At 70.5% G+C, this 21,698-nt stretch carries 24 protein-coding genes; 15 read left to right on the top strand and 9 right to left on the bottom strand.

The features are described from left to right. The first annotated feature begins 89 nt into the window (after positions 1–89). Genes BLU27_RS12820 through BLU27_RS12810 form a run of 3 tightly spaced genes read left to right on the top strand, consistent with a single transcriptional unit; the run spans position 90 to position 3,260 of the window. Entirely contained in the window at positions 90–1,403 is a 1,314-nt protein-coding gene (locus BLU27_RS12820) for an ABC transporter substrate-binding protein (RefSeq protein WP_092653580.1), read from the top strand. 7 nt (positions 1,404–1,410) lie between these two features. After that, a complete protein-coding gene (locus BLU27_RS12815) occupies positions 1,411–2,343 on the top strand; it encodes a carbohydrate ABC transporter permease (protein WP_241827938.1) in 933 nt (310 codons plus the stop codon). Continuing rightward, positions 2,340–3,260 (top strand): carbohydrate ABC transporter permease, encoded by a 921-nt coding sequence (locus BLU27_RS12810; RefSeq protein ID WP_092653578.1) that lies wholly within the window; start codon positions 2,340–2,342, stop codon positions 3,258–3,260. The genes BLU27_RS12815 and BLU27_RS12810 overlap by 4 nt, the downstream gene beginning before the upstream one ends. Before the next feature lie 42 nt (positions 3,261–3,302). On the opposite strand, the gene BLU27_RS30870 is transcribed toward BLU27_RS12810, so the two are convergent. Continuing rightward, positions 3,303–4,013, bottom strand: coding sequence for a FadR/GntR family transcriptional regulator (locus BLU27_RS30870; RefSeq protein WP_092653576.1), 711 nt, complete (start codon positions 4,011–4,013; stop codon positions 3,303–3,305). 173 nt (positions 4,014–4,186) lie between these two features. On the opposite strand from BLU27_RS30870, the gene BLU27_RS12800 reads away from it, so the two are divergent. After that, positions 4,187–4,762, top strand: a complete 576-nt coding sequence (locus tag BLU27_RS12800) for a GNAT family N-acetyltransferase (protein ID WP_092653574.1) — start codon at positions 4,187–4,189, stop codon at positions 4,760–4,762. 34 nt (positions 4,763–4,796) lie between these two features. On the opposite strand, the gene BLU27_RS29005 is transcribed toward BLU27_RS12800, so the two are convergent. Next, positions 4,797–5,672, bottom strand: a complete 876-nt coding sequence (locus tag BLU27_RS29005; protein WP_157728505.1) for a phytanoyl-CoA dioxygenase family protein — start codon at positions 5,670–5,672, stop codon at positions 4,797–4,799. 264 nt (positions 5,673–5,936) lie between these two features. On the opposite strand from BLU27_RS29005, the gene BLU27_RS29000 reads away from it, so the two are divergent. The 3 genes from BLU27_RS29000 (at position 5,937) to BLU27_RS12785 (ending at position 8,692) form a co-directional block, all read left to right on the top strand. Further along, complete coding sequence (locus BLU27_RS29000) at positions 5,937–6,824, top strand: hypothetical protein (protein ID WP_157728504.1); 888 nt, start codon at positions 5,937–5,939, stop codon at positions 6,822–6,824. 72 nt (positions 6,825–6,896) lie between these two features. Next, complete coding sequence (locus BLU27_RS12790) at positions 6,897–7,562, top strand: MerR family transcriptional regulator (protein WP_092653570.1); 666 nt, start codon at positions 6,897–6,899, stop codon at positions 7,560–7,562. A gap of 29 nt (positions 7,563–7,591) precedes the next feature. After that, entirely contained in the window at positions 7,592–8,692 is a 1,101-nt protein-coding gene (locus BLU27_RS12785) for a hypothetical protein (RefSeq protein WP_197681822.1), read from the top strand. Here BLU27_RS12785 and BLU27_RS12780 read toward each other — a convergent pair. Genes BLU27_RS12780 through BLU27_RS12770 form a run of 3 tightly spaced genes read right to left on the bottom strand, consistent with a single transcriptional unit; the run spans position 8,659 to position 11,320 of the window. Continuing rightward, on the bottom strand, positions 8,659–9,462 hold the full coding sequence (locus BLU27_RS12780; RefSeq protein WP_092653568.1) for an SDR family NAD(P)-dependent oxidoreductase: 804 nt from the start codon (positions 9,460–9,462) through the stop codon (positions 8,659–8,661). The two genes, BLU27_RS12785 and BLU27_RS12780, sit on opposite strands and share 34 nt — an antisense overlap. Beyond that, positions 9,459–10,556, bottom strand: a complete 1,098-nt coding sequence (locus BLU27_RS12775) for a sugar phosphate isomerase/epimerase family protein (RefSeq protein ID WP_241827937.1) — start codon at positions 10,554–10,556, stop codon at positions 9,459–9,461. The genes BLU27_RS12780 and BLU27_RS12775 overlap by 4 nt, the downstream gene beginning before the upstream one ends. Further along, a complete protein-coding gene (locus BLU27_RS12770) occupies positions 10,553–11,320 on the bottom strand; it encodes an SDR family NAD(P)-dependent oxidoreductase (protein ID WP_092653566.1) in 768 nt (255 codons plus the stop codon). The genes BLU27_RS12775 and BLU27_RS12770 overlap by 4 nt, the downstream gene beginning before the upstream one ends. 174 nt (positions 11,321–11,494) lie before the next feature. Between BLU27_RS12770 and BLU27_RS30865 the strand changes: the two genes are divergently transcribed. The 4 genes from BLU27_RS30865 (at position 11,495) to BLU27_RS12755 (ending at position 13,979) form a co-directional block, all read left to right on the top strand. Next, positions 11,495–11,623 carry a hypothetical protein gene (locus BLU27_RS30865; RefSeq protein WP_277869294.1) on the top strand — a complete coding sequence of 43 codons (129 nt, stop codon included), beginning with the start codon at positions 11,495–11,497 and terminating at the stop codon, positions 11,621–11,623. Beyond that, on the top strand, positions 11,605–12,303 hold the full coding sequence (locus BLU27_RS12765) for a CDP-alcohol phosphatidyltransferase family protein (protein WP_197681821.1): 699 nt from the start codon (positions 11,605–11,607) through the stop codon (positions 12,301–12,303). Before BLU27_RS30865 ends, BLU27_RS12765 begins: the two co-directional genes overlap by 19 nt. A 196-nt stretch (positions 12,304–12,499) precedes the next feature. Next, a complete protein-coding gene (locus tag BLU27_RS12760; protein WP_092653564.1) occupies positions 12,500–13,222 on the top strand; it encodes a GAF and ANTAR domain-containing protein in 723 nt (240 codons plus the stop codon). 31 nt (positions 13,223–13,253) lie between these two features. Then, the gene (locus BLU27_RS12755; RefSeq protein WP_092653562.1) at positions 13,254–13,979 is read left to right on the top strand and encodes a GAF and ANTAR domain-containing protein; all 726 of its coding nucleotides are present in this window, start codon (positions 13,254–13,256) and stop codon (positions 13,977–13,979) included. Positions 13,980–14,027: 48 nt separating this feature from the next. Here BLU27_RS12755 and BLU27_RS12750 read toward each other — a convergent pair whose 3' ends face one another. From BLU27_RS12750 to BLU27_RS12740, 3 genes are all read right to left on the bottom strand, one after another. Next, positions 14,028–15,740 (bottom strand): amidase, encoded by a 1,713-nt coding sequence (locus BLU27_RS12750; protein ID WP_241827936.1) that lies wholly within the window; start codon positions 15,738–15,740, stop codon positions 14,028–14,030. After that, a complete protein-coding gene (locus tag BLU27_RS12745; RefSeq protein ID WP_092653558.1) occupies positions 15,740–16,039 on the bottom strand; it encodes a hypothetical protein in 300 nt (99 codons plus the stop codon). Before BLU27_RS12745 ends, BLU27_RS12750 begins: the two co-directional genes overlap by 1 nt. A 100-nt stretch (positions 16,040–16,139) precedes the next feature. Then, entirely contained in the window at positions 16,140–16,673 is a 534-nt protein-coding gene (locus BLU27_RS12740; RefSeq protein WP_092653556.1) for a hypothetical protein, read from the bottom strand. A gap of 68 nt (positions 16,674–16,741) precedes the next feature. Between BLU27_RS12740 and BLU27_RS12735 the strand changes: the two genes are divergently transcribed. Genes BLU27_RS12735 through BLU27_RS12720 form a run of 4 tightly spaced genes read left to right on the top strand, consistent with a single transcriptional unit; the run spans position 16,742 to position 20,748 of the window. Then, complete coding sequence (locus tag BLU27_RS12735) at positions 16,742–17,260, top strand: GNAT family N-acetyltransferase (RefSeq protein WP_092653554.1); 519 nt, start codon at positions 16,742–16,744, stop codon at positions 17,258–17,260. 52 nt (positions 17,261–17,312) lie between these two features. Then, on the top strand, positions 17,313–17,969 hold the full coding sequence (locus BLU27_RS12730) for a TetR/AcrR family transcriptional regulator (protein WP_092653552.1): 657 nt from the start codon (positions 17,313–17,315) through the stop codon (positions 17,967–17,969). A 17-nt stretch (positions 17,970–17,986) separates the two neighbouring features. Further along, on the top strand, positions 17,987–19,483 hold the full coding sequence (locus BLU27_RS12725) for an alpha-L-fucosidase (RefSeq protein ID WP_172804947.1): 1,497 nt from the start codon (positions 17,987–17,989) through the stop codon (positions 19,481–19,483). Positions 19,484–19,524: 41 nt separating this feature from the next. Then, the gene (locus BLU27_RS12720) at positions 19,525–20,748 is read left to right on the top strand and encodes an alpha/beta hydrolase (protein WP_197681820.1); all 1,224 of its coding nucleotides are present in this window, start codon (positions 19,525–19,527) and stop codon (positions 20,746–20,748) included. Here BLU27_RS12720 and BLU27_RS12715 read toward each other — a convergent pair. Beyond that, positions 20,720–21,697 (bottom strand): phosphotransferase family protein, encoded by a 978-nt coding sequence (locus tag BLU27_RS12715; RefSeq protein ID WP_157728502.1) that lies wholly within the window; start codon positions 21,695–21,697, stop codon positions 20,720–20,722. The genes BLU27_RS12720 and BLU27_RS12715 overlap by 29 nt on opposite strands. Position 21,698: the final 1 nt, after the last annotated feature.

The following is a 21,698-nucleotide window of genomic DNA, read 5'->3' as shown; positions in this document are numbered from 1 at the left end:
CGTTTACAGGAGGATGAAATATGACTTAATGTGTGCTCGCCCATTGGCGCTCACACAATCGGCCGTCACACGGATCGGTAGGCACCCCTATGCCCTCTGCCAGGAAGCTGCGTTCGGTCGCGGTCGCTCTCGCCTGCACGGTCGCGACCATCCCCGTGATCGCCGCCTGTGGTTCGTCCGGCGAGGACAAGCCGTCCGCCGGACCGGTGCAGCTGACCATGAGCGCGTGGGGCGGCGACGTCGACAAGAAGGTCTACGAGCACCGGCTCGCACTGGCACACAAGAAGTACCCCAACATCACCGTGAAGCTCCAGATGGCGCCGGGCGGCGAGGACTACTCGCAGAAGATCTCCACCGCCATCGCCGGCGGCAAGGGCCCGGACATCCTCGAACTCGCCGAGCAGACGTCGGCGTTCGCGAGCAAGAACCAGATCCTGCCGCTGGACGACAAGGTGAAGGCGAGCAAGCTGGACCTGACGAAGATGTTCGGGCCGACGGTGCCGAAGATCTTCCAGTACGACGATCGCCAGTACGCCATCCCGGACCGTTCCGGCGCGATGGTTCTCTACTACAACAAGAAGCTGTTCGACCAGGCCGGCGTCGGCTATCCCACCGCCGACTGGTCCTGGGCCGACCTGCTGGCCGCCTCGCGCAAGCTCACCGTCCGCGAGAACGGCAAGGTGAAGCAGTGGGGCTTCGCCACCATCTCCTGGTGGCCGTACTGGATGACGTTCATGTACCAGAACGGCGGCCGGATCCTGGACGACAAGGGCGCGCCGGTGGTGAACACGCCCGAGAACGTCGCGGCCATGAAGTGGTACAACGACCTTGCCTGGAAGGAGAAGGTCTCCCCCACGCCCCGAGACTTCGCCAACTACGGCCAGGGTGTGGGACCCGACCAGCTCTTCGCGCAGGGCAAGCTTGCCATGGAGATCACCGGGTTCTGGAACATCTCCGCAGCCAACAGCGTCAAGGGACTCGACTGGGACATCTCCCCGCTCTGGCACGGCAAGCAGCCCGCGACCAGTGCCTTCTTCAACGGCCTCGCGGTCTCCCGCAGCTCCAAGCATGCGGCCGACGCGTGGAAGGTGATCGAGTTCATGGCCGGCGAGGAGGGCCAGCGGCCGATCATCGACAACGCAGAGGACGCGCCGGCCAACGTGCTCGTCCAGCGCAGCGACGCGTTCCTCAAGCCCAAGTGGGCAAAGCGGGACGTCAACATGAACGCGTTCGCCGACTCCGCCGACGCGATCTTCGTGCCACCGCTCACCCCGCAGTGGAACGAGATGCTCAAGGTCTTCACCGACAACATCGAGCTGATGATGAACAACAAGGTCACGCCCGAGAAGGCGCTGGCCACGATCCAGCAGCGGCTCGGGCCGGTCATGAAGCAGGGCGGCTGAGCTCTCGGTGGGGGATTCGGTAGACACCGACACCACCTTCCGTCCGCGGTGGACGCAACGCCGCCGCGAGGCAGTGTGGTTCTACGTGATGGTCTCGCCCTGGCTGTTCGGGTTCGTCGTGTTTCTCGCCGGGCCACTGCTCGCCTCCGCCTACCTGAGCCTGACCGACTACGACCTGCTGACCCCGCCCCGGTGGGTGGGCCTGGCCAACTACGTGCGGATGTTCGCCCAGGACCCGTTGTTCTGGAAGGTGCTGCGCAACACCGCGTACTACACGTTCGTCGCCGTCCCGCTGTCGACCGTGGTCTCGGTGGCGCTCGCGGCCCTGCTGAACAAGCCGGTACCGGGCATGCGGGTCTACCGGACGATCGTCTACCTCCCGGCGCTGGTGCCGCTGGTGGCGAGTGCGATGTTGTTCGGCTGGGTGCTCGCTCCCGACGCCGGCCTGGTCAACCGCGCGCTCGGGCTGGTCGGCGTACACGGCCCGGCGTGGCTGCTGGAGGAGGCCTGGGTCATACCGGCGCTGGTGCTGATGTCCCTGTGGGGCGTGGGCACCGGCGTCGTCCTGCTGCTGGCGACCATGCAGGGCATCCCGGCCGAACTCCTCGAGGCCGCCACCATCGACGGCGCCGGCCCGCGGCAGCGGTTCTTCCGCATCGTGCTTCCGATGCTGTCGCCGGTCATCCTGTTCAACGTCGTGATGGGGCTGATCGGCGCGTTCCAGGTGTTCAGCCAGGTCTACATCCTCACCGGCGGCGGGCCGAACAACGCCAGCGAGACGCTCGTGCCGTACATCTTCGAGGAGGGCTTCAAGAACTACCGGATGGGATACGCCTCGGCTCTGTCCTGGCTGCTGTTCGCGGTCATCATGATCTGCACGGCGGTGGTGTTCCGGTCGTCCTCGCGCTGGGTCTTCTACGAGTCGGAGGTACGCCGATGACCGCGCCGCCGCTGGCGGAAACCGCCCTCGCGGAGGAGACGCACCAGGAACGGCGCAGCCGACCGGTCGGCAGTCACGGCCGACGCGAGGCTGCGGTGTCGTACGGCGTCCTCACCGTCGTGTCCGCGGTGCTGTCCGCGCCGTTCGTGTTCATGGTGTCGATCGCGCTGTCCTCCGACGTGACCGTGCAGAAGGCGGCGTTCACCCTGCTGCCGCGGGAGTTCCACTTCGACAACTTCGTGCGGGTGCTGGGCTCCGACGCCGACATGGCCCGGTGGATCCTCAACAGCCTGGTCATCGTGACGTTCGCCTGCCTGGGGCAGATGTTCGTCAGCGCGATGGTGGCCTACGCCTTCGCCCGGCTGCGGGCCCCCGGGCGGTCGGCGCTGTTCGTGGTGCTGCTGTCCACGATGATGGTCCCGATGGAGGTGACGATCATCCCGCAGTTCGTGCTCTTCCGCGGACTGGGCTGGATCGACACGCTCCTGCCGCTGATAGTGCCGAACCTCTTCGGCGGCGCGTACAACATCTTCCTGATGCGGCAGTTCATCACCCGGATCCCGCGCGAACTCGACGAGGCCGCACAGGTCGACGGCCTCGGCCACTTCGGGATCTTCGCGCGGATCGTGCTGCCGCTGATGCGGCCGGTGATCGTGGCGGTCGGGGTGTTCAGCTTCTCGGCGTCGTGGGGTTCGTTCTTCGGCCCGCTGATCTACCTCAACACCGAGAGCAAGTACCCGTTGGCACTCGGCGTGCAGTTCCTGTCCGGCACCTCCACCAACGCGCAGACCCCGCCGTACAACCTGGTGATGGTGGGCGCCCTCTTCCTCACCCTGCCGATGGTCGCGGTCTACTTCTTCAGCCAGAAACACATCTACGAGGTCAACCTCGGCGCGGGCAGCGCGGGAATCCGCTGAGGCGTGGGCGCGGTCTCCAGGGCGGCGCGGGGCGGCGGCCGGTCAGGCTCCCCTGCGCGTACGCCGGAGATGGGACAGGTCGTCCCCCGCGCGGGTGAGCAGGGCGCGCATCTCCCGCTCCGCGCGCGCCGGACTCCCCCGCCGGACCGCGGCCAGCACCGACCGGTGCACCGGCACGGAGTCCTCCGCGGCGCCGGACCCGTGCATGTGCCGGTCGCGGACGGACAGGCCCACCTCGATGACGACCTCCATGCGTTCCAGGAGTTCGTTGTGGGCCGCCGCCAGCAGGGCGCGGTGGAAGGCCAGGTCCGCCCTGGTCATCGCTTCCGGGTCGTCACCGGCAGCCACCATCGCGGCCAGCGCCGCGTCCAGGGCGGCCAGATCCTCGTCGGTGCGGCGCTCGGCAGCGAGCCGGGCGCCCGCGGGCTCGACGATGCCGCGGATCTCCTGCAGGTTGGAGAAGAACGCGACGTCGGAGCGGCCGGCGAACTGCCAGCGCAGGATGTCGGCGTCGAGGAGGTTCCAGTCGGCGCGCGGCCGGACATAGGTCCCCCGCTTCTGCCGGGCGGTGACCAGGCCCTTGGCACCCAGCACCCGGAACGCCTCGCGGACGACGGTGCGGCTGATGCCGAGCTCGGACTCCAGGGCGCCGCCGTCGATGGTCGCGCCCTCGGCGATCTCCCCGGTGAGGATCCGGCGGCCGATCACCTCGACGGTGTGCCCGTGGACGCCGCGTCCGTCGTACTCCGCCATGCCCACATCCCTGGGTTCAGCACACCGATCCCCGCCGAATATACCCGCCCGCGAAGGCGCGTCCTTGCCATCGCCGCCTCACCACCGCGACCGGTCGGACGGTGGCCGGACGAGGACGGCGCGTATGCGGAAAGCGGATGCCGTGCCGATCGTTCGGCGGCCAGGATTGAGGGATGCTCGTCGACCACTTCCCCCTGGTAGGTTTGCGCCTCACGACCCCCCGGCTCGAGCTTCGGCTGCCCACGCCGGAGGAGCTCGCCGACCTCGCCGACGTGGCTGCGGCCGGCATCCACGACCCGGCCGTCATGCCGTTCCTCGTGCCGTGGACCGACCGGCCGCCGGCCGAGGTCGCGCGCGGGGTGATCCAGCACCACTGGCTGCGGCTCGGTGGCTGGACACCGCAGGCCTGGCAGCTCAATCTCAGCGTCTTCCGCGACGGTGAGGTCGTGGGGCAGCAGACCATCGGTGCCTCCGACTTCGCCGTCACCAGGACGGTCAGCACCGGCTCCTGGCTGGGCCGCACTCACCAGGGCAAGCGCATCGGCACCGAGATGCGCGCGGCCGTGCTCGATCTGGCGTTCACCGGGCTCGGCGCGGAGGAGGCCGTGTCGGCGGCGTTCGACCACAACGCGAGTTCGTACGCGGTGTCCCGCAGGCTCGGCTACATAGACGACGGCACGAAGCGGCACGCGGTCCGAGGTGAGCTCAGCGTCGAGCGCAGGCTGCGGTTGACACGCGCCGACTGGTAACGCCACCGCATGGTTCCGGTCACGATCGAGGGCCTCACCCCGTGCCTGCCGCTGCTCGGGGCCGGCTGAGCCCCACCCCGAGCCCGGCGTCGGATGCGCTGTCGCCCAGTGCCATCCGCAGCTGCCGCTGCCGGGCGGGATCCACGCTGCGCGGATACAGGCCCTGGTAGGCGTAGCGGGCCGCGCCGGTCGGGTAGGTGTCCGGCCCCGCCCAGATGCCGATGACGTTGCGCCGAGGCGTGGTCGAGGTGTTGGCTCCGCCGCCGTGCAGCAGGTTGACATGGAAGATCACCGCTGAGCCGGCCGGGCAGGTGACGGTACGTCGTTCGAGGTCGGGCGGCAGGTCGTCCTCGCGGATGTCCTGGTCGCCCACCGCGACGGTCTCGTCGGCGAGCAGGTGGCTGCCGGGCAGGACGACCGTGGCGCCGTTGTCCTCGGTCATGTCGTCCAGGCACAGCATCGCGGTGAGCAGGTTCGGGGTGGAGTGGTACAGGTACGGAAGGTCGCGGTGCCAGACGAAGGCACCACTCGCGCCCGGGGCCTTGTTGACGCATTTGTAGTTGTGGAAGTGGAACTCCGTGCTGCCGAACAGCGCCTGCAGGACGTCCAGCAGCGGCTCGTAGCGGATGAGCTCGGCGAACACCGGCTCGAACACCGGCAGTTCCATCACCAGCCGCACCGCCCGGCCGAGCCGGGTGACGTCGCGGTCCTCGGCGACGTCGGGCCGGACGTACTCGCGTTCCAGCTGCACGTGGGCGCGCAGGTGTGCCGGCAGGCTGTCGGGGTCGTCGACGATCCGGTCCACGCCTGCCCGCAGCGCTGTCAACGTCTCCTTGTCGAGACAGTCCTCGACGACGAGGTAACCGTCGCGCGCGTAGTCGGCCCGCCAGCGTTCGGGTTCGCTTCTCATCGCGCGGGGTCCCTTCCTCGTCGGACGCTCAGGTGGTGTACTCGTGGTTCGGCAGCACAGCACGTCGTCGACGTCCCGTGAGTGGACACCTGCCGGCAGGTCCACGACGCACCCTGTCCATGATCCGGTCGTCAGCTTGCCGTGCGCCATGGCCTCCGGGGCCGCGAGACCGGAACCGGCCGGTGTCCCTCCTCGACGCCGTGGCCACCACGCCGTTGTCGTTCGTGTCCACCTGCACGTCGTCGTACGCGTCATGATGAGGGGGTGGACCTCGACGAAGCGGCGTGGGAGCTGTACAGCCTGCCACCGGGGGACTTCACCTCGGCCCGCAACAAGCTGGCCGACCGGGCCAGGGCCGACGGCGACGCCGCGGCGAGCAAGGCGATCAGGGAGCTGAAGAAGCCCACACTCGCCGCGTGGCTCGCCAACCAGCTCGTCCGCGCCGAGGAGGACCGCGTCGACGAGCTCGTCCAGCTCGGTGACGACCTGCGGGACGCGCACGCGTCCCGCGACGGCGACCGGATGCGCGAGCTCACCTCGCAGCGGATCTCGCTCGTCCGCGACCTCGGCCGGGCGGCGCGCGAGCTCGCGAAGAAGTCCGGGCACAAGGTCACCGACACCGTGGGCGACCGGCTCGCGGAGACCCTCGACGCCGCCTCGGTCGACGCCGACGCCGCGGGACTGCTGCGTACGGGCCGGCTGACCAGCGCGCTCCGGCACGTGGGATTCGGCGTCGTGGACGAGTCCGGCGAGCCGGCCGAGGTGACTCCGATCAGTACCGCCCGGGAGCGCCGGGCGACCGGGAAGAAGACCACGAAGAAGCAGGCTCCGGCACGCAAACGTACCCAGGCCGACAAGCGCGCGGAGGAACGCCGGCGCAAGGAGGCCCGCGAGAAGCTGGAACGGGCCGAGGCGGAGCTGGCCGAAGCCGAGGAGGCCAGGGCGCAGGCCGAGGCCGAACTCGACGCCAACGAGCATCACGTCGAGGACATGCGGACCGCGGTCGAACGCCTGACCGACGAGCTGGAGAAGGCGCGGGCCGAACTCGAGCGAGCCGAGCACCGGACCGGCTCGCTGGAACGCGCCCTCACCAGGGCCAGTCGCGCCGCCACCACCGCCCGCCGGCGACGCGACGCGCTCGCGGAGGAATGACACCGGGCCGGCCCCCGAAGTAATTTCGGAAAACTATGGGCAGTGGCACTATCGGATAGTTACGCTATCCGTATGCGGATGGCAGAGCTGAGCCGAGTGAGCGGGGTCCCGGTCGCCACGATCAAGTACTACCTGCGCGAGGGCCTGCTCCCCGCCGGGCACCTCACCCCGCCCAACCAGGCCAGCTACGACCAGTCCCACGTTCGGCGGCTGACCCTGATCCGCGCACTGACCGACGTGGGCGGCATGTCCATCGCCACCACCCGTGCCGTGCTCTCGGTGATCGACGACCCGGACAGGACGGTCCGCCAGAAGCTCGGCGCCACCATCGGTTCGCTCGGCGACCTCCAGGCGGGCGCCGGGGCCGACAAGACCGACCGAGCCGACCGGACCGGCGAGGAACACGTCCAGGCGGCGAAGACGGTCGACGACCTGCTCGAACGCCGCGGCTGGCGCATCGAGAGGACGAGCCCGGCCAGGACCGCTGCCGCCGACGTGCTCACCCGGCTCGACCGCCTGGGCCAGCACCGGGCGATCGCAGCACTCGACCGCTACGCCGAGGCGGCCGAGGTCGCCGCCGAGACAGACCTCGACGTCGTCACCGGCATCGAGGACGAGGACGAACTCGTCGAGACCGCCCTGGTCGGCACCGTCCTCGGCGACGCGCTTCTCGCCGCCCTGCGCCGGCTCGCGCAGGAACACGTATCCGGCAACCGCTACCGAACACCACCGCGCTGACCGCCCACCATCCGAACCGGGGGAACTCCATGACCGCCGTACCCGAACCACCCCTGCCGCCGACCTCGACACCCGACCGCCGCGGACAACCCGAACGCCGCGACCGCCTCGCCGGGGTGACGTTCGCCCAGGCGTTCGCCTGGCACCGCCCGCTGATGACGCTCGCCGTGGCCATGGCGGCCGTCGCCGTCGTTGGCGTCGTCGGCCTGTTCGCCGACCACCGCGTCCTCACCGGCATGCCGATCTGGGCCAAGCCGACGAAGTTCGCGCTCTCGATCCTGATCTACTCGGTCACCTGGGCGTGGCTGATCGCCCAGCTTCGCCGCCTGCGCCGGACCGCGTGGTGGATGGGGACCGTCGCGGCCGTCGGACTGGTGGCGGAGATGGTGGTCATCGTCGGCCAGGTGCTCCGCGGTACGACGAGCCACTTCAACGAGACCACCCCGCTGAACGCCGCACTGTGGCGGTCGATGGGCATCTCGATCGGGTTCGTGTGGGTGGCCACGCTGGTCGTGTGCGTGATCCTGTTCCGCAATCCCGGCCCGGACCGCGCCCGCACCCTGGCCGTTCGGGCCGGCGGGATCCTCGCCCTGCTCGGGATGGCGCTCGGCTTCCTGATGGTGATACCGACTGCCGAACAGATCGCGACGGACGCCGACATCGCCGGCGCGCACACCGTCGGGCTCGCCGACGGCGGACCCGGGCTTCCGTTGCTGGGCTGGAGCACCGTCGGCGGCGACCTGCGGATCCCGCACTTCGTCGGCATGCACGCACTGCAACTGATCCCGCTCGCCGCACTGGTGCTGGAGTTCCTGGCCCGTGGCCTGCCTGCGCTGCGGGCGCCCGCCGTCAGGTTGCGGCTGCTCGTGGTGACGGTTTCGGCGTACGTCGCGGTGCTCGCACTGCTCACCTGGCAGGCGCTGCGCGGACAGTCGATCGTGCACCCGGACGCGCTGACCGGCGCCGCGGCGGCCGTCGTCGTGGCGGGGGTGGCCGCCGGCGTACTCGCGTCACTGCGGGCCGGCCGTGGGCGTGACCTCGGCGCTGACATCGGCGCTGACATCGGCGGGGACATCGGCGGGGACCCCGAGGCCGGTCACCAGCAGACGATCGTCTCCCCGGTGAGGTGATCGGAGGCCGAACTCACCAGGAACAACACGATCGCGGCCATGTCGCCGGGCTGGGCGACCTGTTGCAGTCGCGACCGGTCGCTCTGGTCCGCGACGTTCCTGGTGGCGAGGAACCGCCCGGTGTACGTCGGCGCGGGCGAGATGCAGTTGACGTTGACGTCGAACGGGCGAAGCTCCTCGGCCAGGCAGCGGGTGTAGTGGGAGTTGGCCGCCTTCGCCGCGGCGTAGATGATGCCGTTGCGGGCGGGGATGTGCCCGGCGACCGAACCCACGTTGACGATCTTGCCCGTACGCCGGTCCCGCATGTGCTGTCCGGCGAACTTGCAGGTGTACATCGTGGTGAGCACGTTGCGTTCGACGACCGCGCGGATGTCGTCGGGATCGATGTCGAGGGCGTCGTTTGGGTCCGGGCGCGGACCGGTGGCGCCGATGTCACCGCCGGCGTTGTTCACCAGGATGTCCAGCCGGCCGAGGGTTTCGACGGTCGTCGCCACCAGCCGTTCGGCGGCGGCCGGGTCGGTCAGGTCCGCGGTGACGAACGCCGACCGGCGGCCGAGCGCGCGTACCTCCGCGGCGACCGCCTCACCGGACTCCGCCTCGCCGAACTCCGCCGCCGCCCGGTCGTCGACGTCGTGGATGACGACGTCCGCGCCGCGCCGGGCGAGGTGCAGCGCATAGTGCCGGCCGAGCCCGCGGCTCGAACCCGTCACGAGTGCCGCCCTTCCGGCCAGGTCCTGCTCCTGGTCCTGGTGCGCCTGTTCGGCCGTCATGCCCGCCCTCCGTGCCAGTCCTGCAGGGTTCGGACGTAGGCGATGCTCTGCAGCAGTTGGCGTTCCTCGTAGGCGACGATCTCCTCGACGGACTCGCCGCGCTCGAACGGCGTACGCCAGTCACCACCCGAGGGCCGGGCGTTCGCCTGGACGACGCCCAGCGCCTGCGCCAGTTGCGCGGACGTCCGTGGCGGGTAGTCCGGCCAGAAGTCGGCCGCCAGAACGCGGATGTGGCGGGCCTCCAGCGCACCCAACTCGATCGCCATGCTCACCCCGGGCGCGTGCTCGGCGAGCAGGCCGAGCAGGGCCGGGAAGTCGGTCAGCCCCTGGCCGAGCGGGCACCTGACCAGGCGGTAGCCCTCCTCGCTGAGCCAGGTCCAGTAGTCCTTCAGGTGCACGTTCTTCACGTACGGGGCGACCCGCCGGAAGTAGTCGATCGGCTCCTCCGCTGTGGCCAGCGGGTTGCCGGTGTCGAGGTTGATCCCGAAGTGGGCCGAGCCGATCGACTCGCACAGGCCGAGGAGTTCCTCCGACGCGAGGTCCTGGTGGTTCTCCACGGCCAGGGTGACGCCGGCCTGCTCGGCGAGCTCGGTGGCGGCGTGCAGCTTGGTCGTCACGTCGTCAAGGAACGCTTGCCAGCGGCCGGCGAGCGGGCGCCGGTCGCCGCCGATCTTCGCGCCGCCGACGACGGTACGCACCACCGGCGAGCCGACCCGTACGGCCAGCTCGAACACCCGGCCCAGCGCCTCCGGGTCGAACCCGGCGGTGTCGACGGTGACGAACAAGCCACGCTCGCGGGCGTACTCTCCGAGCGCCTCGGGGCTGTCGTCGCGGGCCGTGTCCCCTGCGTGCCCGGCGCGGTCGGGGGTCTCGCCGGGCTCGCGAAGGGTGCCCGGAGCTGTTCGGGAACTGCCGGCGAGCATCGTGGCCGGCAACTCCACTCCCGCCAGGCCGAACCGGACCGCCTGGTCCATCACGTCCCGTGCGGTGACCGGCGGCCGCCCGGCCCTGGGGTGCAGGCCCATGCTGTAGGTCGTTCCGTAGACCGACAGGCCGACCCGAAGCGGCGCGGACGTGTTCGGTGCGGCACTCACTGGGCGGTCCAGCCGCCGTCGACGACCAGCGTCGAACCGGTCATGAAACTCGACGCCGCCGAGGCCAGGAAGATCGCCGCCCCGGCGAGCTCCTCCGGGTTTCCCCAACGTCCCAACGGGATCCGGTCGACGAAGTACTTGTTGGTCTCGGGGTTCTCGATCACCGGGATGTTGAGGTCGGTGGCGAACGGCCCCGGGCACAACGCGTTCACGGTGATGCCGTGGCCGGCCCACTCCAGCGCGAGTACCTTGGTCAGCTGCATGACCGCGGCCTTGCTGGAGCAGTACGCCGTACGGTCGGGCAGCGCGGACACCCCGAGCATGGAACCCACGTTGATCACCCGCCCGTACCCCTGCGCCTTCATGTGCGGGGAGACCGCCCGGGCGCACAGGTAGGGAGCCTTGAGGTTGGTGGCCTGCACGAGGTCCCAGCTCTCCTCGTCGAACTCCTCCACCGGTTTGCGGATGTTGACCCCTGCGTTGTTGACCAGGATGTCCAGGTGCCCGAACTCCGCGACCACCGCGGCCACGGCGTCGTTCACGTCGGCGGCCTTGGTGACGTCGGCGCCGATGCCCAGCGTGCGCCGCCCGGTCTCCTGACCGATGTCGGCCGCCGCCTTCTCCGCCTGGGCCTGCTGCCGGCTGAGGACGGCGACGTCCGCGCCGGCGCCGGCCAGCGCCCTGGCCATCACCAGCCCCAGACCGCGGTTCCCGCCGGTGATCAGGGCGACCCGACCACCGAGCTCGAACGACTCCAGACCCATGAACGCGAACCTTCCTCGTCGGTGACCCGAACACCGCTCGGACCCTGTTCGACCTGACCCTGATCTTCGCGATGTCTGCCGCGTCAACGTAGCGCTGACACCGGCCGCGGCGGGCTTCTCAGTCCGGGACCGGAAGGCCGGTTCCCGACGCGGGCGCTACTAGGCTCTGGTGACGTGCCCGGATCCGACCACGCCGACCCGATGCTCGCCGCGCTTTACCCGGCCTTCCGTGACTGGCTGGGCGACGTCGACACCGACGCACTCACCGACTGGACTCCCCGACCGTGTTTCGATGGGAACTGACCGCGGGTACGGCGGCCGAGCTCGCCCTGCTGGCCTGCCTGTGGGCCACCGTCGGGCTGGGCGTACCCGGCCTGCTCACCGGAACGACCTATGCGGTCGTGAGCTGGGGCGTGCTGTCCGTGGCGTTCCGGCGTCCGCGGACCGAAAGGTTCGGGCCGGCCAACGCCGTGACCCTCGTCCGCGTGGTCCTCATCGCGCCGGTGACCGCACTGGCGGCCGACAACCTCGGCCGGACCGCACCGGCCGCGCTCGTGGCCTTCGCCGCCGTGGCTCTCGTCCTGGACACCGTCGACGGCCGGGTCGCACGGGCCACCGGCACCTCCTCCGAACTCGGCGGGCGGTTCGACATCGAGGTCGACGCATTCCTCGTCCTGGTGCTGAGTGGGTTCGTAGCGGCGCTGCTCGGCGGCTGGGTGGTGGCGATCGGCTGCCTGCGATACGTGTTCGTCGCCGCGTCCTGGGCGGCGCCGTGGTTGCGCGGACCGCTGCCACCGAGCCAGGCCCGCAAACTGGTCGGGGTGTACCAGGGCGTCGCGCTCCTGGTCGCGGGCTCCGGTCTGCTTCCCCGGGCAGCCGCCACCACTTTGGTGGCGCTGGCCCTCGCGTCGCTGGTCTGGTCGTTCGGCCGCGACGTCGTACGACTGTGGCTTGTGTCAAACCAGGACCTGCGTACGCTGTGACACCGGAGACAACACCGGAGACCGTCACTGCATCGGTGCGTCGGTTCGACCTGCGGGGGACCGACGAGAGCGGCCCCGTTCCTGCCGCGGGGAGAAGGGCGATGCATGAGCCGGCAGCCACTCGTTCACACCCGCCGAGCAGGCTGCCCGCCAGTCGACTCGGACGTCGGCCCGCAGATCGACCTGGACGTCGGCGATGGCTGACGACCCGCTGGGCGACGCCCTGGCGTCCATCGTCGCCGAAGGTGGCGACGGGGCGCCGCTTCGGGTGTGCCGGGCGGGCGTCGCTGCATTACCGATCGACGGCGCGGCCATCACGATGATGACCGGTCTTGATCGCCAGGAGCCGATCTGCGCCAGCGACGAGGTCGCCGGTCGCATCGACGAGCTGCAGTTCACCCTCGGCGAGGGGCCGTGCATGGAGGCCTTCGCGTCCGGCCACCCAGTACTCATCCCCGACCTGCAGGAGAGGGTCGACCGCCGCTGGCCGGTCTTCTCCCTGCACGCCCAGCGCACAGCGGCCCGCGGCCTGTACGTCCTCCCGCTGCAACTCGGCGCGATCAAGGTCGGCGTGATGGACCTCTACAGCCTCGCGCCCGGCGAACTGCCGCTGAAGGCCCTGACGAACGCGCTGCGGATGGCCGACGCGGCCATGTGGACACTGCTCGACCGACGAGAAGAGTATCCAGAGGGACTGCCCGCCCACGAAGCCGAGGCGATGTACGGGATCACCGACCTCCCCCTTCACCGAGCGGAGATCCATCAGGCGACCGGCGTGATCCTCGCGCAGGCCGGCGTGTCCGCCGCGCAGGCCCTGGCCATGCTGCGGGCGTACGCCTTCGCCAACGAGCGTCCCATCGACGAGGTGGCCCGCGACGTGGTCGCGCGACGACTTCGGTTTGCAGGAGAAACGCCATGACGAAACAGAACTCCGAGGGGGTGTCAACGCCGTGAGTGACGGGGATCGCAGCCGAGCACGCGAGCTTGCCGAGGTCCTGGTGACTCTCGCCGACTCCCTCGTCGACGACTACGACGTCATCGACCTGCTCCACCGGCTGACAGACGAGTGCGTCCACCTGCTTCCGGTCGACGCCGCCGGGCTGATGCTGTCCGACCACCGAGGCAGGCTCCATCTCGTGTCGTCCTCGAGCGCGCAGGCCCGCCTGCTGGAGCTGTTCCAGCTGCAGGCCGAGCAGGGCCCGTGCATGGACTGTTTTCGTACGAGCAGGCAGGTGGTCGTTCCCGACCTGGCCGGGGAGAGCAGGTGGCCGCGGTTCGCCGAGCAGGCGTCCGCCGCCGGCTACCACGCCGTGCACGCGGTCCCGCTGCGGCTGCGGGACGAGACGATCGGCGCGTTGAACCTCTTCAACGAACAGGCCGGTCCGCTGGAGTCCGACGAACTGCGGATCGGCCAGGCGCTGGCCGACATCGCCACCATCGGCATCCTGCAGGAACGCGCCGTACGCCACAACGACGTCCTGGTCACCCAACTGCAGACCGCGCTGAACAGCCGCATCGTCATCGAACAGGCCAAGGGTGTGATCGCCGAACGTCACCGCGTCGACGTCGCGGCGGCGTTCACCACCCTGCGCGGATACGCCCGCGGCCACCGCCGCAAGCTCACGGAGGTGGCCACCGAGGTCGTCGAGGGCGAGTTGTCGATCCCTCGTGGATGACGTCTGCTGCCGGGCGTTCTCCTGCATGACTGCCTACCGCATGGCGGCCTACTGCATGGTGGCGGCCACCTCGTCGGCACTCAGCCGGCCCCGCGCCGGATCTGCTGCGCCGGCCCGGACGGTACCCCGGCCGGACAGGGCTTCACCGCGGCGGGCGTCCGCGGTCGGCACCGGCGGATCCGCCGGCCGCCGCCAGTGCCAGTCGGTGACCGCCTGGTAGGCCGCAGCGACCGACAACAAGCGTTCCTCGCCGTAGGGCAGGCCGCCGAGGATGGTCCCGATCGGCAAGCCTGCTGCGGTGAACCCGATCGGGAACGCGATCTCGGGCAGCCCGAGGATGTCGAACGGCACCGGACCGGTCTGCACCACCACGTCACAGCGGTCGAAGATCTGGTCCAGAACGCGTTCCAGCAACAGCAGTTTGGCCCGCTGGCCGGTGAGGAACTCGTTCCCGCCGAGCAGCGCGCCCTGCAGCCAGCCCAGCACCGACACCCCGAATCCGCGCAGGTCCTCGCGCAGATAGGGCATGAACGGCTCGCTGCGTTCGGGCAGCCGGACGTTGTTGAACTCCGAGCCGGTGAGCAGATCCCACTCGTCGGGGAACGGCACGTCCACCAGTCGTGCCCCTGGGACCGATGCCAGCTTCGTCAAGTACGCCTTGCGCGCCTGCGCCGTCTCCGAACTCCCGTCCGCGAAACCGGGAAGGACGCCGATCCTCGTCTGCCACCGCAAGCTCACCTTGCCTCCGCTCCGCACCGGACTGGCGGCGGTGATCAGGTCGGGCACCGGCGGAAGTCCCTGTGTACGCGGGTCCTGCGGGTCCTCCCCCGCCATCGCGGTGAGCATGATCGCCGCGTCCTTCGCGTCGCGCGCCAGCGGTCCGGGGTGGTCGCGGGTGTAGGTGAGCGGGATGATGCCGTGCAGCGACACCCTGCCCATGGTCGGCTTGAGGCCGGTGAGGTTCTGTGCGTTCGACGGTGCGGTGATGGAGCCACCGGTCTGGGTGCCCGTACCCGACGTCGCCATCCGCCCGGCGACGGCGGTCGCGGTGCCGGTGGAGGAGCCGCCTGGGTCGACGCGCGGATTGGCCGGCGCCCAGGCGTTCACCGTGGTGACCACGCCGGCGGGAGTGGTCGCCCTGGTGGTCGCCAGCGGGCCCATCTGGGTCTTGCCCAGCAGGATCGCGCCGTTCCCGGTCAGCCGGGCCACCGGGGTGGCGTCGTACGGCGGAACGAAGTCCTCGAACAGGAAGGAGTTCGCCGTCGTGGGTACGCCTCGCGTGTAGTAGTTGTCCTTGATGGCCAGTGGAATGCCGTGCAGCGGGCCCAGATGGCGCGAACTTCCCGCCGCCCGCGCGGCCGCCATCGCCTGGCTGACCAGGACCACGTTGAACGCCTGGTAGGTCGAGTCGTAGGTGCCGATCCGGGCGAGGTAGGCCTCGAGGAGTCGTTCCGGGGTGAGCCGTCGTTCCCTGATCATCCAGGCCGCCTCGGCCAGGGTGAGTTCGGTCGGGTCGGCCAGCGCCTGCGGGCGCGGGCGGACGTAGGCGTTCGGCTGGTCGAGGTTCGGGTCGCGCCCACCGGGCCCGCGCGTCAAGGCTGTCACCCCGGTGGCTGCCGTCGCGGTGGCTGTCGCCGCGCCGGCGGCCGGGGGCAGGGCGACCGCGCCCACCGCACCGGCGGCGCCGGCCGCGGCCAGGGCTGCGGAGCGGGCGAGGAACGCCCGGCGGTCCACGCGCCGGTCGACGGGTTCGTTGACCATCACTGCCGCCATTCCGTGCTGATCGAGGGATAGAGCATCGGCGCGTGCTGCTGCGACAGTGCGTCCGCAGTGTCTGCGGCGGTACCCGCCGGCGCCGGAAGCTGGTAGCCGGCGAGCGTTCCGACGGTTCCCCGGACGAACGAACGCAACGACGCCAGTGCGGCGTCCCGGCCGGGTGCGCCGGTCTGCGGGTCCGTGCCGGTGCCGGCCGGAAGCTGGTCGAGGTCGATTCCCAGCGACGCGAGCCGGGCGCGGATCAGCATGTCCAACTCGACGTCGGTCGGTGGAGTGGGTGGCATGGCGCTCCTTCGAGGGAGGGGATGCGAAACCACTTTCGGGGTCACCTGTGTCCGACAGGTAACACGCCGATCTCCCGCCCGTGAAGGTCATCGCCCTCGATCAGACCGGCCGACCCCGGTCGTGCCCTTCCTCGAAGACGACGAGAACCTCGCCCGTGGTGGCGTCCACGACAGCGGTGCCGTCGAACCGCAGCCGCTGCCGGACGGCTTCGCGTTCGGCCCTGGAGAGAGTGGCCGGGCCGTGCACCTCCGCGTCGACGTCGCGCCAGGTGAGCACCCACACCAGCCGGTTGTCCAACGGACCGGCCGGAGGCTCACCCGGCCCGCGAAGGTCGACCGAACCGGTCGTACTGGCGAGCATCACCTCGGTGCGCGGGCGCCGGGGAGGCTGCCAGGTCGCGCGACCCTGGCGGTGCTCGTACGCGTGAACGGCCGCACTCGCGGACAGTGTGGGAACGGTTCCAGCCGGTGCGGGCACAAGGTCGAGCCCCAGCTCCGGGTAGTGCCGCGCGCTCCTCGCCCGGTCACGTGCGTCTCCGGCCGCCGCGGTGGTGACTCCAACGGCGGGAACCACCACCACGGCGGCCGCACCTGCCAGCAACAGGGTGCGCCTCGGGATGCGCGGGTTCGGCATGCGTTCAGTGTGCGCCCCTCCCGGCCCTGAGGCGAGCCACCGAATCGGAAGCCCGGCAGACTGACCTCATGGCGATCGGCATACGCGAGGCGCGCGGAACGGACGCGGAGCGGGTGACGCGGATCTACGTCGAGTCGTGGAACGCCGGGTTCGGTGACCTGATGGGCACGATCAGGCTGGACGAGGCCCGGATCCGGCGCTGGGAGAACGACCTCACGAGTGGCCGTAACCGCTGGTGGGTCGCGGAAACCACCGAGGACACGCACGGCCCTCCTCGGATCGTCGGGCTGGTGGGTGTCGGTCCCAGCCGTGACCCGATCGACCCGAAGCTCGGCGAACTCGACACGATCGCCGTCGACCCAACCCACTGGCGCGGCGGCGTCGGGACCGCACTGATGCGCACAGCTCTCCGGGCGCTGGCGGAGTCCGGATACCGCGAGGCGGTGCTGTGGACGGTCACCGGATACGCCCGCGGCCAGGCGTTCTACGAGGCGACGGGCTGGCGCCGCGACGGGAACACCCGCGACGACGGGCGCCAACTGTCGTTCCGGCACAGCCTCCGCGACCTCGATGTCGACCGCGGGTGACACCAGGATTCGTCGGGCAGGTAGGCGTACTCAGGCGTGTTAGCTTTTACTCGTGCAGGTAAATCGCGGTCCCGCCGCTGACGACGAGGACCGTCGAGAGCGGGACCGGGCGACGTTCACCAACGCCGCCCGGCGGGCACAGATCGTGGACGCCGCGATCGAGACGATCGCCGACCTCGGCTACGCCGGGGCGTCTTTCGCCCGCATCGCCGACCGCGCCGGGCTCAGCAGCACCCGGCTGATCTCCTACCACTTCGCCGGCAAGGACGACCTGACGGCGGAGGTTCTCCGGATGATCCAGGCGAGGTTCGCCGACGTCGTACGCCCGAAGGTGGCGGCACAGACCACCGCCAGGGGCACCCTGAACGCCTTCCTGGACGCCAACATCGAGTTCCTCCGCACGAACCGAAGTCACCTGGTGTCGATGGTGGAGATCGCCCGCTCCGCATCGCTGGTCCGACGCATCGCGCCGGCCGACCGTGGCCGGACCGGAGCGGACCTGGCCGGCCTGGAGCAGCTACTCCGCGAGGGTCAGCGCAGCGGCGAGTTCGGGGAGTTCGACCCGGCCGTGCTGGCGGTGTTCGTACTGTCCCTGCGCAACGCCGTGGTCGACGCGTACGCCCGGCGACCCGACCTCGACCTGGACGCCTACGCCCGCGAGCTGCGACAGCTCGTCAACCGCGCGACCGCCGGACCGGCGACTCGCTGACGACCGGACGGAACTCGGTGAACTTCCAAGCGGACAAGCGATCTCTCGATGCACGCCCAGTCCCGTCGTGGTACCAGGACGCGAAGCTCGGCATCTTCGTGCACTGGGGGCTGTACTCCGTGCCTGCCTATGCCGACCCCACGAGCGGCGACTTCGCCGACTTCATGCGCGACCTCACGGCGGGCAGGGACACCGCCGGGCGCATTCCCTACGCGGAGTGGTATCTCAACTCGCTGCGGGTGCCCGGCTCCCCGACGGCGCGCCACCACGAACGCACCTACGGCAGCGACCATTCCTACTTCGACTTCCGTCGGCAGTTCGACGAGGGCGCGACCCGGGCCGACTTCGACGCCTGGGCCGAGCTCTTCACCGAGGCCGGCGCGCGGTATGCGGTGATGGTGACCAGGCACCTGGACGGCTATCCGCTGTGGCCCACCATTGTGCCCAACCCGCACATGCCGGCCAACTTCCATGCCGACCGGGATCTCGTCGGCGACCTCACCGCCGCGGTGCGGGCGCGCGGTTTGCGGATGGGTCTCTACTACGCGGGCGGAATCGACTGGACGTTCACCGACCGGCCGATCCGGACCATGACCGACCTGATGCGAGCGCAGAGCCTCGGCCGTGACTACGGCCGCTACGCCGCCGCCCACTGGCGAGAACTGATCGAGGCGTACCAACCTTCGATCCTGTGGAACGACATGGGCTGGCCGGCCGACCCGGATCCGCACGAGATCTTCGCGTTCTACTACGACCGGGTGGGCGACGGCCTTGTCAACGACCGCTGGACACAAGCGAGCACGTCACGAAACAAGGTGTTTCGAGCGCTGTATCTGGCGTTCGTCAGCGCGGCGTTGAAGGCCGCGGCACGTGGCGGCAGGAAGATCACCCCCCCGACGCCAACGTTCCACCACGACATCCGGACCCACGAGTACGACGTACCGCGGACACCCGTCACCTCGGCCTGGGAGCTCACCCGCGGCATCGGCAGGTCGTTCGGCTACAACGCCGAGGAGCCGGCCGGGGACCTGCTCACCGGCACCGACCTCGTGTGTCTGCTGGCCGAGGTGGCGAGCCTCGGCGGCAACCTGCTGATCAATGTCGGACCGGACGGGCAGGGCCGGATTCCGGCGTCCCAGCAGCGACCGCTGCGGGAACTCGGCGCGTGGCTGAAGGTGCACGGCGAGGCGATCTACGGCACGAGGTCGTGGACGCGACCGGAGACGACGACCGGAGACGGGCAGCGGGTGCGACTCACCCACCGGGTCGATCCCGGTCCCGGTGACGGAAACGGCACCGGCGACACCGTTTACGCCATCCTGCTCACCGAGTCGCTCGGGGACAACATCGTGGTCCGGGACCTCGCGGCTCTGGCCGGCCGTCGCCGGATCCGGTTGCTCGGCACCGACGCCGATCTCGACCACGCCTGGTCCGGGCCGGACCTGCACGTACGCCTCCCGGCCCCTCCGCCCCACCGGGCCGCGCACGTACTGGCCCTGACGGTCGAGCCGTGACCCGCCGAGCGGCGCGACGCCGACATGGCCTGATGCGGCGCATGCTCACCGTCGTGCTCGTAGCGGCCCTCGCGGTGGTGGTGCTCTGCGCCGGGTACGTCGGTCACGTCGCGGTCCGTAGCTCCCGGCCGGTGGCGCTGCCCTCGCCGACCGGGAGGTTCGCCGTGGGGCGGGTGGCGTACGACTGGACCGACGCCGGGCGGACCGACCCGCTCGCACCACGCCCCGGCACGGCTCGCGAACTGTCGGTCTGGCTGTGGTATCCCGTCTCCCGGGCCGACGCCAGGCGCGGGCACCGCGCCGGTTACGCGCCAGGAGCGTGGAGCCAACTGCACTTCCCGGGCCCCGTCGGGCTGGCCGAGAGCAGCTTCGACAAGCTCCGGACCCACGCGCGGGAAGGCGTCCCGGTCGCGAACGGGAGATTCCCGGTGGTGGTGCTCGAGCCCGGCCTCGGCTTCGCCGCGCCGCAGTACACCGCGATCGCGGAGAACCTCGCGAGCCACGGCTACCTCGTCGCGGGTGTCACGCCGACCTACAGCGCGAACCACAGCGTCGTGCACGGCCGGGCAGTGGAAGCGACCGACGCGGGCAACCCGAACGACCTGGAGGGCACCTCGGCCCGGGCCACCGCCGAGGCGAACCGGATCGTCGCCGTGTGGGCTGCCGACGCGAGGTTCGCCGCTCGCCGTGTGGCTGCCCTCGACAGGTCCGGCGGACAGGTCGACCTTCGCGGGCACGTGGACGCCGGCCGGGTCGCCTACGTCGGGCACTCCTTCGGCGGAGCGGCGTCGCTGGAGGCCTGCCGAACCGACATCGCCTGCGCGGGGGCGGTCGACCTCGACGGCAAGGAGTTCGGCCCTGTCGTACACGCCGGGCTGCGGGCACCGCTGATGATCCTCGGCAGCGAGAACTCCTGCGTCACCGGGACCTGCTCGGCAACGAGCGACCAGGACCGCGGCGACCTCGCGGTCGCGCGCTCCCTGCTGAGGGCCGGCACGGGTGAGGAGTACGCCTACTCGATCACCGGCGCGCGGCACTTCAACTTCACCGACTACGGGGCGTACTACCTCGCACGTCCGCTGCGCGCTCTCCTGGCCCTGGGGCCTATCGACGGGCACCGCGCGCTGACCGTGCAGAACGCCTACCTGGTGGCGTTCCTCGACCATGCGGTGCATGGTTCCGCCCGGCCGCTGCTCACCGCCTCCCGGTCGACGAGCTTTCCGGAGGTACGCGCCCTCAGCCGTCGCGTACCGCCGTCGCCGTGACCGGGGCACGTCCCAGGGTCTCCCACTCGGCGGCGAGCCTGGCCAGCCGGCCGAGGACGATGTCGCGTCGGGCCGGGTCGACGGCTCGCAGGTGGTCGGGCCAGCCGTAGAGAATCATCCGGATCTCCGCCGCCACCGTGGCCGCCCGAAGGGTCGCGTCGAGCGGGATCCCCCGTGCCTTCGCGTAGGCGGCGAACATCGCCTCCCTCGGTGGATGAGCCCCATCGAACTCCGCACGCTGCCACAACAGCGCCAGGTCTCCCGGCCCACGGTCCAGGCCGGCCTCCTGCCAGTCGATCCACACGAACTCGTCGTCGGCGTCGAGCAGGAGGTTGTCGACATGCCAGTCTCCGTGGCACAGACAGGTCGGCAACCGGGACAGCGCGTTGCCGAACTCGCCGTCCCGGTCGAGCAGCGGTCGGGCGAGAGACTCGTGGCCCAGCCGCCGCCAGGCTGCACGGGCGGTATGGGCAGCCGCGGCGGATCCGTCTCTTTCGGCGCGGCTCAGCCAGCCGAACCCGCTGACGCTCTCGGCGACCTCCGGCCGATGCAGGGCGCCGAGTTGGGCCGCCGCCCGCTCCCAGTCGCGTGCGGACCATCGGTCCGGCGGCGGCGCGGGGCGCGCGTTCGTGAGCAGCAGCACGGTCTGCCCGTCGTCCGTCTCGGCGCCGGCGAGCAACGGCGGTGTGCGCACCGGCAGCAAGGCCGCCACCTCGCGGTAGAAGCCGAACTCCCGGCGGGCACGAGCACCACCGGTGCTCACCTTGAGCACGACCTCCCGCTCGCCGTCCACAGACAGCAGGTGGACGGCCGAACCGGACGCGCCCCCGGCCAGGCGGCGATGGCGGCGCACCCGGCCGAGCCCTGGCGGAAGGTCACGCCCGAGCACGGCGAGCGCCCACTCGACGGAATGCCCTTCGGTGGTCGGCGTACCCGGCCGTTCGTTCATC

The organism is Actinopolymorpha singaporensis (assembly GCF_900104745.1).
In the GTDB taxonomy this organism is placed as follows: Bacteria; Actinomycetota; Actinomycetes; order Propionibacteriales; family Actinopolymorphaceae; genus Actinopolymorpha; species Actinopolymorpha singaporensis.
Note: the sequence above shows the minus strand (reverse complement) of the source record. Positions and strands in the feature narration are given on the sequence as shown.

What these genes read in the sequence shown, in the direction of transcription:
- BLU27_RS12820 (WP_092653580.1), top strand. Translation starts at nt 90, where the DNA reads ATGCCCTCTGCCAGGAAGCTGCGTTCGGTCGCGGTCGCTCTCGCCTGC.
- BLU27_RS12810 (WP_092653578.1), top strand. Translation starts at nt 2,340, where the DNA reads ATGACCGCGCCGCCGCTGGCGGAAACCGCCCTCGCGGAGGAGACGCAC.
- BLU27_RS30870 (WP_092653576.1), bottom strand. Translation starts at nt 4,013, where the DNA reads ATGGCGGAGTACGACGGACGCGGCGTCCACGGGCACACCGTCGAGGTG.
- BLU27_RS12800 (WP_092653574.1), top strand. Translation starts at nt 4,187, where the DNA reads ATGCTCGTCGACCACTTCCCCCTGGTAGGTTTGCGCCTCACGACCCCC.
- BLU27_RS29005 (WP_157728505.1), bottom strand. Translation starts at nt 5,672, where the DNA reads ATGAGAAGCGAACCCGAACGCTGGCGGGCCGACTACGCGCGCGACGGT.
- BLU27_RS12790 (WP_092653570.1), top strand. Translation starts at nt 6,897, where the DNA reads ATGCGGATGGCAGAGCTGAGCCGAGTGAGCGGGGTCCCGGTCGCCACG.
- BLU27_RS12785 (WP_197681822.1), top strand. Translation starts at nt 7,592, where the DNA reads ATGACCGCCGTACCCGAACCACCCCTGCCGCCGACCTCGACACCCGAC.
- BLU27_RS12780 (WP_092653568.1), bottom strand. Translation starts at nt 9,462, where the DNA reads ATGACGGCCGAACAGGCGCACCAGGACCAGGAGCAGGACCTGGCCGGA.
- BLU27_RS12770 (WP_092653566.1), bottom strand. Translation starts at nt 11,320, where the DNA reads ATGGGTCTGGAGTCGTTCGAGCTCGGTGGTCGGGTCGCCCTGATCACC.
- BLU27_RS12760 (WP_092653564.1), top strand. Translation starts at nt 12,500, where the DNA reads ATGGCTGACGACCCGCTGGGCGACGCCCTGGCGTCCATCGTCGCCGAA.
- BLU27_RS12750 (WP_241827936.1), bottom strand. Translation starts at nt 15,740, where the DNA reads ATGGTCAACGAACCCGTCGACCGGCGCGTGGACCGCCGGGCGTTCCTC.
- BLU27_RS12745 (WP_092653558.1), bottom strand. Translation starts at nt 16,039, where the DNA reads ATGCCACCCACTCCACCGACCGACGTCGAGTTGGACATGCTGATCCGC.
- BLU27_RS12740 (WP_092653556.1), bottom strand. Translation starts at nt 16,673, where the DNA reads ATGCCGAACCCGCGCATCCCGAGGCGCACCCTGTTGCTGGCAGGTGCG.
- BLU27_RS12735 (WP_092653554.1), top strand. Translation starts at nt 16,742, where the DNA reads ATGGCGATCGGCATACGCGAGGCGCGCGGAACGGACGCGGAGCGGGTG.
- BLU27_RS12720 (WP_197681820.1), top strand. Translation starts at nt 19,525, where the DNA reads ATGCTCACCGTCGTGCTCGTAGCGGCCCTCGCGGTGGTGGTGCTCTGC.
- BLU27_RS12715 (WP_157728502.1), bottom strand. Translation starts at nt 21,697, where the DNA reads ATGAACGAACGGCCGGGTACGCCGACCACCGAAGGGCATTCCGTCGAG.